At 52.4% G+C, this 11546-nt stretch carries 10 protein-coding genes; 5 read left to right on the forward strand and 5 right to left on the reverse strand.

Annotated features, from left to right (window positions below; genetic code table 11):
• Positions 1–549 (reverse strand): hypothetical protein (locus GX117_02875; GenBank protein NLO32289.1); only part of this gene is annotated, 549 nt, incomplete at its 3' end.
• A 211-nt stretch (positions 550–760) separates the two neighbouring features.
• On the opposite strand from GX117_02875, the gene GX117_02880 reads away from it, so the two are divergent.
• The 5 genes from GX117_02880 (at position 761) to GX117_02900 (ending at position 6085) form a co-directional block, all read left to right on the forward strand.
• Positions 761–2536 carry a glycoside hydrolase family 31 protein gene (locus tag GX117_02880; GenBank protein NLO32290.1) on the forward strand — a complete coding sequence of 592 codons (1776 nt, stop codon included), beginning with the start codon at positions 761–763 and terminating at the stop codon, positions 2534–2536.
• A 170-nt stretch (positions 2537–2706) separates the two neighbouring features.
• A complete protein-coding gene (locus tag GX117_02885; protein ID NLO32291.1) occupies positions 2707–3420 on the forward strand; it encodes a hypothetical protein in 714 nt (237 codons plus the stop codon).
• Complete coding sequence (locus tag GX117_02890) at positions 3410–4456, forward strand: hypothetical protein (GenBank protein NLO32292.1); 1047 nt, start codon at positions 3410–3412, stop codon at positions 4454–4456. The genes GX117_02885 and GX117_02890 overlap by 11 nt, the downstream gene beginning before the upstream one ends.
• A 31-nt stretch (positions 4457–4487) precedes the next feature.
• Positions 4488–5366 (forward strand): 2-dehydropantoate 2-reductase, encoded by an 879-nt coding sequence (locus GX117_02895; GenBank protein NLO32293.1) that lies wholly within the window; start codon positions 4488–4490, stop codon positions 5364–5366.
• On the forward strand, positions 5363–6085 hold the full coding sequence (locus tag GX117_02900; GenBank protein ID NLO32294.1) for a lysophospholipid acyltransferase family protein: 723 nt from the start codon (positions 5363–5365) through the stop codon (positions 6083–6085). The genes GX117_02895 and GX117_02900 overlap by 4 nt, the downstream gene beginning before the upstream one ends.
• On the opposite strand, the gene GX117_02905 is transcribed toward GX117_02900, so the two are convergent.
• The 4 genes from GX117_02905 to GX117_02920 all read right to left on the reverse strand — a co-directional run bounded on the left by GX117_02905 (position 6082) and on the right by GX117_02920 (position 11147).
• Positions 6082–6999, reverse strand: coding sequence for an ABC transporter permease (locus tag GX117_02905; GenBank protein ID NLO32295.1), 918 nt, complete (start codon positions 6997–6999; stop codon positions 6082–6084). The genes GX117_02900 and GX117_02905 overlap by 4 nt on opposite strands.
• 7 nt (positions 7000–7006) lie before the next feature.
• Positions 7007–8611 (reverse strand): peptide ABC transporter substrate-binding protein, encoded by a 1605-nt coding sequence (locus tag GX117_02910; protein NLO32296.1) that lies wholly within the window; start codon positions 8609–8611, stop codon positions 7007–7009.
• A gap of 132 nt (positions 8612–8743) precedes the next feature.
• Positions 8744–9859 (reverse strand): type IV pilus twitching motility protein PilT, encoded by a 1116-nt coding sequence (locus GX117_02915; protein NLO32297.1) that lies wholly within the window; start codon positions 9857–9859, stop codon positions 8744–8746.
• 79 nt (positions 9860–9938) lie between these two features.
• Positions 9939–11147, reverse strand: a complete 1209-nt coding sequence (locus GX117_02920) for a DegT/DnrJ/EryC1/StrS family aminotransferase (GenBank protein ID NLO32298.1) — start codon at positions 11145–11147, stop codon at positions 9939–9941.
• Between the last annotated feature and the right edge of the window lie 399 nt (positions 11148–11546).

The raw sequence follows: 11546 nt of genomic DNA on the forward strand, positions 1-11546 counted from the left end.
AAAGACCTCTTCAGGGACGGCTCCCGTGCCAAAGGCAATTTGCGCCGGCTCAAGGTTCCTACTTGCTTCGATGACGGCTTGCGCGATGCCGTCGGCGAGAAGGCGGTCATAACCGGGCTGTGGATCACTTTGAAAAACGCCGGTCACAGAAACGCCCGTATGGGTATGCGTTGCTGAAGCGACCACGCATTCGGGAGCAAGCCCGATTTCCGATTGGATTTTTGCTTTCGCGAGGTCGAAAACAGGTTGTTGGATGAGACAATTATCTGCCACGACAAAAGCCAGCTTGGTGGTTCCGTCATCGAGCATTAGGCAGCGTGCATATAAGGAATCGTGCACGCCTGTTGCCGTACGATCTTGGAAGTGGCCGGCCATGGATACAGGCAACTCAGGCGTAATATCCACACGGGCGATACCTGCGCGAAAACCCGTTGTTTCCGCTTCCGCCCCGGTCACCGACACCATCAACACCATGCAGACCGATAGAACGAGGCTGAAATACATCCCAAAAGAAACCCGACGTTTGGCATAGCTATCCTTGACTTTCACGGCAATCCTCCTTAAAGAAATTCTAGTTACAATCATTAGCCTATAGTTTACAATCTACTACAGGTCAAAGAAAAGAAAGTGTAGACTCTGTCTATTGTCATCCTATCGGTGGTACGTTATACTATTAATCATGCCCCGTTATTTTTCTGCGTTCTTTGTGCTCGTGACAGGATCCATGTTTTAGAATACGCCTCCTCGAAAGGAAAGACCTATGCCAACTTGGCTCAAAGCGTTTTTGAAGATTAGTGCCGCTTTTCTGCTTTTCATAGTGCTGTTGTTTTATGTTTATGTTGCCTTTCCGCTCTGGGGCATCTTCTTTTATCATCAACGACACGTCAATCCGCCGCTTACCCCGGCATGGGCATTGGAGCCTTGGATTTGGGAAGATGATGTCTTGACTGCTGACTATATGAGAGAAATGATCGACGGCTATTTGGAACATGATTACCCGGTGGGAGCGTTCTTAATCGATTCTCCCTGGTCCATGATCAACAACAATTTCACCATTGATGAATCCCGATATCCCAATCCCAAAGAACTCTTCAAACACTATCGCGATCAAGGTATCCGTATCGCCCTGTGGATGACCTGCATGGTGAACAGCGAAAGCACCTCTACACCCGTACAAGACTCGCAAGCCTTTTATGACGAAGCCAAAGCAAAAGGCTATTTGGCCGGAGACGGACATCAAGTCAAATGGTGGCAGGGCCGCGGCGGCCTAATCGACTACACGAATCCGGAAGCCATGGCATGGTGGCGCAGCATGCAGCAACAAGTCTTTGATCTGGGTGTGGACGCGTGGAAGTTGGATGATACGGCAAGCTATTTCACCATGAACCTGTTCGGGAAAGTGCCTGCATTTTACCAACGGACTTTTGGCGGATGGATGACAACCCGCGGATACATGGATCACTTTTACCGCGATGAACTGCAGCATGGTCTGACGCAAAACCCCGAGTTTGTAACCATGGGCCGCTCCATTGACAGCGTGCTGCCATGGATTCATCCGGAAGGCTTCGCGCCCGTCGATGCGTCCACCCTGAATTGGGTCGGCGATAATACACACACGTGGTCTTATAAAGAACGGGGGCTGGAACGTGCCCTGCGCTGCATCCTGCGCAGCGCAAAATTGGGCTACAGCTTGCCCGGATCGGATATTGCCGGGTACCACGGGGGCATGGATATCTCTCCTTCCCTCTACATTCGATGGACCCAATTCTCTACCTTTTGCGGCTTCTTTTTGAATGGCGGCCACGGCGAACGGCGCATGTGGAAACGAAGCGCCCAGGAACTGGAATTGGTGCGTGAGTTTTCATGGCTCCGCTCCGAACTGGTCCCCTATATCTATTGTTACGTTGTTCAGGCACACCGCGGCGGGCGCGTACTGATGAAGCCGGTCAAAGGGAAATACCATTATTTGTTTGGCGATGATTTTTTGGTGGCGCCTATTTATGAAGACTCCCTCAGCCGCACCGTCACGCTGCCGCCGGGACAATGGCGTTATTGGTTTAACGACGCAGAAGTTCTTGAAGGGCCGACTACTTTCACCCGCAACTTTCCCCTTGAAGAATACCCCGTCTTTATCCGCGACGGCGCGATTATCCCCATGAACATATCACGAGCTTATACTAAAATCGGTGATGAAGATTGGGCGCCTTATCTCAGCTTGATCATCTACCCTCACGGCAAGTCACACTTTACAGTGCATCATAGCGACAACAGCGGAGAATTACAGGTGGAAGTGCAAGAAGAAGGCGCTTCTACACAGATCACGCTCAGCGGCGTCCCTAAGGCACATCTCCTTTGTGTGCATGCAGGCGATCATAGAGCATCGGCGCCGGGAAACAAGGATGGCGCTGACATTGAGGTCACCTTCAACAAACAAGTCCTTGATCCGTCTGCGTGGGAGTGGCACCCCGACAGGCAGCGCATAGTGATCCGCAACGAATACGCCCACACAGGTACCTATACCATCACTTTCAAATAAAAAAGGATAATAGAGCTTGCCCGCTATCACCAAATGATGTATACTATTTATGGTGTTAAGATGGGTAGAATTTACCTTTAAACACAAGATTTAGTGGTTGCAGTCTTTCCTTTGGTGAAGATGCAATCCAATAGAAACGAAACCTTCAAAACAACTAGCAATCGGGTCAAATGGATATTAAGATCAGCAAATGTGCCGCCATCTGTATACACTGCGGACAAGCTTTTAACCATGAACAGAAAATTCACTCCCTTGTTGTGGAGGATGATCAGGCGTTTCAACGGCAAGACAGCTGCTTGGGTTGTGTCGGTATCATAGAAGACGAGCGCCATATCCTCTGTTCTTGGGAAACGCAGTATACAGATCCTGCCGTCTTGGAAGCGGAACGTCAGGAAAGCTTCTCGCCCCTGCGCCGCCTCTTCTATGATCTCGCCGCTACCACGGATCGAAGCGGCATTGCCCAAGCTTTTTTATGTGCGCAGCTGTTGAAACGTCAAAAAGCCTTTCGCCAAATACGAGAATCGGAAGATGGAGACGATAACAGCAGGGTTACCCTGTTTTTAGACAAAATGACCAGCCGACTGATTGAAACGCGGGATTTGAATTTCAGTTATGCGGAGATGGACGATGCCCGTGCCTTACTCATGGAAAAGCTTCGGCTCTTAGAATCACCGGAAGAAGAAGAAGCACCGGCGGAGGGACAAGAACAAGAAGCGCCTGTAGAAGGACAAGAACAAGAAGCACCGGCGGAGGGGCAAGAAGAAGAAGTGCCTGCAGAAGGCCAAGAAGAAGTGGCTGTGCAAGCCGAGGATGAAGCCGCCGCAGTCAATGAATCCGTGGAAATCGGCGCTGAAGAAAAGGATGTCGATAGTCATGCACAATGATAATTACCAAGTTAAAGCCGTAAAACGAAAAGTCGTTACAGCCCAATATACGACGACGCAACTTTTTATATATTTTTGCCTTCTTTTGCTTGCGCTGGCGGGCACTTTCGGCGCAGGTATACTTGTGGGAAAAATGAACCCCTGGGAACGCGTAAATATCCCTCTAGCCAAAGCTGAGCAAGAAATCGATGAATCTGCAACGGAGACTTATTCTGTTCCCCTGCTTCCCGCCACAGACGAGGCGCTGAGCGACACGACCCCGGCGCAGCAAGAAGAAACTGCGACGGCAGCGCCTCAATCTGATGGCGCAGAAACCCCGGCACCGACAGCAGCAGCTCCCACAACAGAAGCATCGACCGGTCCCGTAACCAGCCCTGATCCCGCAGAAACAACACCTAAAACCATGTTCATGAAAATGGTTCCGAAAAAGACTTCTATGGATCCTCTTCCTTCTAACAGGCCGGCACGGGTTGCCGCGGAAAACGCAGATACAAGCGCCGCCCCGACAACAGCGGCTTCACCTACCGGTGGCGCGGCTCCGTCCACGTTTACGCCCGGTAACTTCATCACGGCCCCGCCTGCATCGGAAACACCGCCTCCTGCCCCGGCACAAGATCTAGCGGCAGCGTCTCCCCCGCCCGCAGCGCCCGCACAAGCCGAGGTTCCGCAAGCGGCGGCAGCACCCGCTCCGACACAAGCCCTGCCTGCAGCACCTGAACCAACGCCTGCGCCCGCTCCTGCCCCCGCACCGGCACCGAAAGCGGCAGCTGTTGAAACTGCTGCGCCGCCGTCGAACGGGAAGTTTGGTATTCAGCTTGCCGCCTTCAGCGATTCCGACCGGAGCACGAAAGCGGAAACACTGTGCGCCGATGTCAAGAAAAAGACGGGGCTCCACGTAGTCGTATTGACCTCCAATAACCACCAACAATATCATGTTCTTGTAGTCGGCTATGCAGACCGAGCGAGCGCGGCCAAAGCGCTGAATTCGGTGCGCACAAAAACCGGTTTTTCGGATGCCTTCGTCAAGACCTTATGATCAAGCGCTTTCAAAGAAGGGGCACTCATCCATGGCAGAACTAGCGGTCATCGGTCCCGGAGCATTGGGCAGTCTCTTTGCCGCTCGTCTTTTTCGCGGGGGCGTCCAAACGGCGCTAATCGATTACAATCCTGAACGTGCCGACCTTCTCGCCCGTGAAGGTATTTTGGTCGAGGAAAAAGAAAGGAGCTGGCGCGCCCATCCGCAAGTGAGCACCGTGATCCCTCCATCGACCAGTCTTATCTTGATCCTCACAAAGGCTTACAGCACCGATGATTTAGACTTGCCCGGAGATATTCCCATCTTAACCTTACAAAATGGTTTAGGCAATGCTGAACGCTTAGCAGAACGCTACGATCCCGCGCGGATACTGGCAGGAACAACGACCGAAGCGGTCACGTGGCTTGCGCCCGGTCATATCCGTCACGTCGCGCCCGGCAAAACCGTATTCGGAAGTTGGAGCGGCTGCGCGGCGGAACCGGCTTATGAACTCTTCGTAAAAGCCGGCTTTGACACAACCCTTAGCCCAAACCCCCGACAAGCCCTTTGGAACAAGCTTATACTAAACGCCGCCATGAATCCCTTGAGCGCACTCCTCAACCTCAGAAACGGCGCTTTAGCCGAAACTCCAGAAAGTCGGCAACTCTTGCACGCCCTTGCCACAGAGGCGGCTTCCGTTGCCCAGTGTGAAAGCTATACCATTGCCGACGATATGCCTAGCTTGGTGGAAAAGGCCTGTGAAGCAAGCGATGATAATATCTCCTCGATGCTTCAGGATATCCGCAACCATAAAAAGACTGAAATCGAAGCCATTAGCGGAGAAGTGCTGGCGCGTGCGGAAAAATTCGGAATCACCGTGCCCTACACTCGTCTGGTTTATCATTTAGTCCGCGCCCTGGAATCTCTATGAACAGTACAAGTCCAACGCCCCCATCGTCTCCAACGCCCCGCCGCTTTTCCTTGGGTCAACGCATACAGTTGGCTACGTTGCCTTGGCTTTTTGCCAAGACCTCTGAATGGCTTTTTCGTTCGTGTAAAGTGGAGATGCGGGGCGGAGATTTGTATGAAGACACGCTGAACGAACAGGGTCGTTGTCTCGTTGCCATCTGGCATGAAAGTATGGTCATGGCATGTTGTCACAATCGTGGACGCGGCTATGTTGGTCTTGCGAGCCTCAGTTACGACGGTGAATTCGCCGCCCGGGTCATGCATCATTGGCGCATCCATGCCGCTCGCGGTTCCTCATCGCGAGGCGGTCACGACGCCTTGTCTGCCTTAGTGGAGGCTGCAAATACCGTACCCATCACCGGATTTACCTTGGATGGTCCGCGGGGCCCCCGACGAGTGGCAAAGCCCGGCATCGCTATACTTGCTGCGCGTACACAATTGCCCATCGTGCCCAATGCCTTTGTGGCAGAGCGCTGTTGGCGCTTGAGTTCTTGGGACCGACACCCCATCCAAAAGCCTTTCTCACGGATCATTTGTGCCTATGCGCCGCCTGTTCCGCCGCCGCCGGATGATTCGCCTGAAGCGGTGGAATCAACCCGATTAGAAGTGGAAACACGGCTCAATGGGCTGCACGAATCTTTGGAAGCAGAATTGGCTGCAAGCGAAACGCAGCCTTCTTAAAGGGAACGGATGCGCGGGTCGATCCAAGCCAAGGCGAGATCAGAGAGCAAATTCAATCCCATGACCAACACGGCATAGACTAATACGGTGCCGCTGATCATCGTATAGTCTCTATTGAAAGCGGACTCCACAAATTCTCTACCCAGCCCGGGGACGTGGAAGATAGTTTCCACCACGAATGAACCGGTCAAGAGTCCGGCTGCGGCAGGGCCGAGGAAAGCAACGACAGGTTGAATGCCGGCGCGCAGTGCATGTCTCAAAACGACTTGGTATTCACGAAGTCCTTTGGCACGGGCGGTTCGTATAAAATCTTGGTTCAAACTCTCGAGCATCCCCCCTCTTGTCATGCGCGCAATGTAAGCGGCATAAGCGGCGCCCAGCGTAATGGAAGGCAGTATTTTATGGGCGGCAGTAGTCCAGCCCATGACAGGCAGCCAATCGGTCCACAGCCCAAAGACTAAGACTAAAAGCGGACCGAGCACAAAAGCAGGCACACATATGCCGAGCATGGCAATACTCATGGAGGCATGATCGACCCATTGATTATGGCGCAGCGACGCGATGATCCCCGCCGCCGCTCCCAGCACGATAGCAAAGAACAAGCCGTAGATTCCCAGTTCGATGGAAACGGGCAGGCGTAGAAAGAGCCATTGCCGTACCGTACGCGACGGTTTCCTGAAGGATGGGCCGAAATCCAAGCGCACAAGGCCGGTCAGATACTCGGTGTACTGTCGCAGCAACGGACGGTCCATATGATAATGTGCTTCAAGCTGCGCCTGTACTTCCGGGGAAACGCGACGGTCAGAATCGAAGGGGCCGCCGGGCGCAAGACGTACCAAAAAGAAGGTCATGGTTACGATGACAAAGAGGGTGGGAAGGAATTCTCCTATCCGTTTGAGCAGATACAAAGCCATGGTTTATCTAGTCCTCATCATCTTCATCCAAATACAAGTCTTTCCACCGCAGATAACCGAGAATATTGGGTTGTAGTCCTTTGAGTTCGGGCGCTTTCAAAAATTTCCACGAGTAGAAATATAGAGGAATAATGGGAGAAGCTTCAAGGAGCAGTTCTTCCGCTTGCCGAAGCAAATCCCGCCGTGTCGCCTCGTCGGCTTCCGCATAAGCGCGGGCGAGCAAATCGTCATAGGCGGGCGACGACCAGCCCGTGCGGTTGTTCCCCACGTCGCTTTGAAAGCATTCCAAGAAATTGACGGCATCCACCACATCCCCCACCCATGCGGAACGTGCCACTCCATAATCCAGCGTGTTCATAGCGGATAAATAGCTTTTCCAATCCTGATTGAGGAGCCGCGCATCTACATGGAGATGTTCCTGCCACATACGCTGTACCGTTTCTGCGATGGTCCGATGAGATTCACTGGAGTTGTACAAGATTTCGACGCTTGGCAATCCGCGTCCATCGGGATAGCCAGCTTCGGCAAGGAGACGCCTCGCCTCTTCCGGATTAAAGTGCAAAAGATCCAGTACGGGGTATCGAGGATCTCCGGGCGGCACATAGGCGGTCGCAGCGAGCTCTCCGCCCTTAAGCACGTTATTTACGATCTCCTCTCGATTCACGGCAAGCGAAAAAGCTTTGCGCACCAGCGCATTATCAAAAGGCGGATGGGTCACATTGAGCCGATAAAAATACGAGCCATAATAAGGGAGCAGATTCAATACTTCGGGCCGATGGGATTGATACCAAGCAACCCGATGCAAGGGAATGCTGCTGGTAATATGAATCAGCCGGCTTCGAAAAGCGCGATCCTCCGTTTGAAGGTTATCAATGGGGAAAAAATCGATGCCTGTCAAACGCAAGTTTGGTGCGTCCCAATAATGAGGATTGCGCCGAACCGAAAGAATTTCATTGGGCCGCCATTCCGCAAGCAGGAAGGGACCGTTGCAGATGAGATTCTCGGCGCGTGTCCACGCTGTGCCGCGCTCGTCCATGGCGCCGAATTTCTCGCTGGCAGGCCGATACACGGGATACCACGCAAAATGATTTTGCATACTCAAAAAGCTGGGCGTCGGATTTTCAAGCTGTACAACCAGCGTCTCTTCCCCTTCTGCATGAACACCGACTTCTTCGAAGTCTTTCAATATCCCCTCGTTGTAAGCACGGGCGTTTTTCAAGCAATACAGCATATAGGCATATTCTGAAACGAGACGGGGCGAAAGAATCCGTTGCCAGGCATAGACAAAATCGGCAGCCGTAACAGCGGCGCCATTGGACCATTTGGCGTCGTCGCGTATATGAAAGACATAGTGCAAGCCATCTTCTGACGCCGTCCAATGATCTGCGGCTGCGGGAAGGGGCGCCAGTGTTGCGGCGTCACAATCGGTGAGCCCTTCAAACAAAGCACTCAACACGCGGTGTTCGGTTACACCGGAAACGACGTGGGGATCCAGCTCCTGAACTTCAGCGCCATTGCCTACTTGGAGCACATTGCTTTCCCGTTGCGTTGATGAAAAGCAACCTGATAGGAAGAACGCAATCATAAGGAATTGGAGTAAAACACTGCGCATGGAAATTCTCTGCCTCTTAGGGCTGTACATTTATTCTCTGAAAGGCGAAACTGCAAGGAAACCACGAAGATTTCTCACCGCCGCCATCCCGTCCTGGCACCCTATGATTCGCCGGATAGATAGTCTGTTGAATCAGCGTTTCAAAATGCCGCCGCGGCTCTGACTCAAATAGATGCCTTGCAAGTTCATCTTCAACTCTTCCGGATTATCAGAGGCGATCATACCGTCTTCTTCTTTAATCAGCCCTCGGCGGATCAGTCCGGCAAGACTCATGTTAAAGGTCTGCATGCCGTCTTCTGTGCCGGCGATGATCGCGTTGGGGATCTGTTTAATATTGTTTTCTCGGATCAACTGAGAAATACCGGGATTGTTGATCATGATTTCAGTGGCGGGTATGCGCCCTTTACCGCTGGCAGCGGGAAGGAGCCGATGAGAAATACAGGCGCGCAATTGCAGCGCTACCTGCGACCGTATCTGTTCCTGCATATCGGCTTTGAACATGTCCATGAGGCGGTCAATGGTTAACATCACATTGGTCGTGTGCAAGGTGGAGAAGACCAAGTGCCCCGTTTCAGAAGCGGAAATTGCCGCTTGAAAGGTTTCAGCATCACGCATTTCACCAATCAAAATAACGTCGGGATCCTCACGCATAGCAGCACGGAGTCCCACATGAAAATTGGCGGTATCGATGGTGACTTCCCGTTGGGTCACGACACTTTTTTTGTTGGTATAGAGATATTCGATGGGGTCTTCCAAGGTGATAATATGGAAGCGCTTGCGTCCGTTGATCCAATCAATGATAGAGGCGAGTGTCGTCGATTTCCCGCTGCCCGTTGTCCCGGTGATGAGTACCAGTCCCCGTGGGAAATCAGCGATACGCGCCATGACCGGCGGCAGGTTCAAGGATTCGAAGTCCAGAATCGTGCCTTTCACGTGGCGCATGACCATGCCCACCGAGCCACGCTGGCGAAACACATTGACACGGAAGCGTCCCACGCCGGGAACCCCATAGGCCAAATCCATATCGCCGGTATTTAAGAACGCCTCATACTGATGATCATTCATGAGCTCCCGCGCGTATTGAAGCGTGTCATCAGAATTGAGATTTTCACCGGTGATAAAGCGCATTTCCCCATCCACGCGCAGCCCCGGAGGACTGCCCACGGTGATATGCAGATCCGATGCACTATGTTTCACGGCATAACTTAGTAAACGATTGATATTTTTGATTCCGACTCCGTCATCCATCATCTCGTATCCTCAATTGTATTGCTATGATGGGGCGCGCTCGTTTACGATGCGCCTCTAAACGCGGCTGCGCAGAGCGCTACACGTCAATCTTGTCTGCATTCGCTTTCAGTTTTTGACAAATAGCCACAATATCCATCATGTCCTGCTCCGTGCCCAACAGTAATTGATGGGCAAACCAAAGGCCACTGTTATAGCAGAGGTTTTCCGTCATGGGACACACACAGCCGCTGTAATCATAGCCTTTCCAATTCTCAAAGACAGGCTGCTTATACAGCGGCATGGGATAGCCCGCCGTTACCGGCCATCCTTCTGCATTCGCGGCGCGCACAAAGGCTTCCCGCGAACAACCGAACTGCTCCGCATCAATTTGGAAACAGTATAAATGATAGGCGCGTCTTGTGTTTCGATTGCTGTTGGGCTGCGGCGTCAGCCCCGGGATTTCGCTAAGATGTTGATCTAAAATCGACGCATTTCTAGCACGTGTAAATAATTGCTCCTCCAGCCTTGTCGTTTGACAACGCAAAATAGCAGCTTGGAATTCGCTTAAACGGGCGTTGGTGCCCACATTGACATGGTGATACCAAGGTGAGCCTGCCGGTCCGCGCCCGCAATTCATCAAGGAGCGGAACCTTTCCGCCAGCTCATCATCATTGGTAACCATCGCACCGCCCTCGCCCGCCGTAATATTTTTAGAAGCCTGGAAACTGAAGAAACCGCAATGACCCACGCCGCCCGCGCCGGCGCCCTGCCAACGACCGCCCCAGCAATGGCAGGCATCTTCAATGAGCTTCAGTCCATGACGCTCCGCAATGCTGTTAAAAGCGTCCATATCACCGATAAGCCCGCCGAAATGTACAGGCATAATCGCTTTGGTTTTTGCCGTAATCGCCGCTTCCACGAGATTGTGATCCATACACCAGCGGTCGTTAAGATCGACAAATATAGGGGTTGCTCCCACACGCAGCACTGCGCTTGCCGTGGCAATGAAGGTATAAGGCGGTACGAGCACCTCATCGCCGGGACCGATGCCCAAAGCCTGCAAAATAAGTTCCGCTGCGGCGGTACCGCTGTTGCAGCTAATGCAATGCTTCACCCCCTGAAAGTCAGCATATTCACGTTCAAAGGCTTTCACCGTTTCGCCAAAGAGCCAACTGCCGCTTTCAAGCACGCCGAGAAGTGCATTCCGTTCTGCATCATCGTATAAGGGCCAGGCCGGCCATTGTTTATCTTCGCCACGAACCGGCGTGCCGCCATGAAGCGCAAGAGCAGTATTTGTGCTATTCATTGTTTTTGAATCCTATAGCCTAAAGTGCGGGTCAAGCATAGTCCCAACTTACTGTTATTTCTATTTGACCAATACCATTATAAGGCTTACACCTTGTGAAAATGAAAAGGGATTTCGATACGGAGCGATGCCCTCTGGTTGACTACGCCGTCTAAGCACTTCCTAGTTCCAACGTGAATTCGAGAATGCAAGGGAAAGTAAGGAACCAGCGGGGGGGGGGTAGGCCTTTGGCGCTCGTGTCCGCTGCGGAACCTAGGTGCGGCGGACCCTCTCTGACAACACCCTTGATACAGTCACCTTCTTTAAATTAGTGTAGAGGGCAAGGAGAACTGAATTATGAGAGATGTTGATGATGAAGGGTTGTTAGTTTCAAAGAATTCGTCTTTTATTTGTGGCGGT

The sequence above is a fragment of the Candidatus Hydrogenedentota bacterium genome (assembly GCA_012523015.1).
In the GTDB taxonomy this organism is placed as follows: domain Bacteria; phylum Hydrogenedentota; class Hydrogenedentia; order Hydrogenedentales; family CAITNO01; genus JAAYBJ01.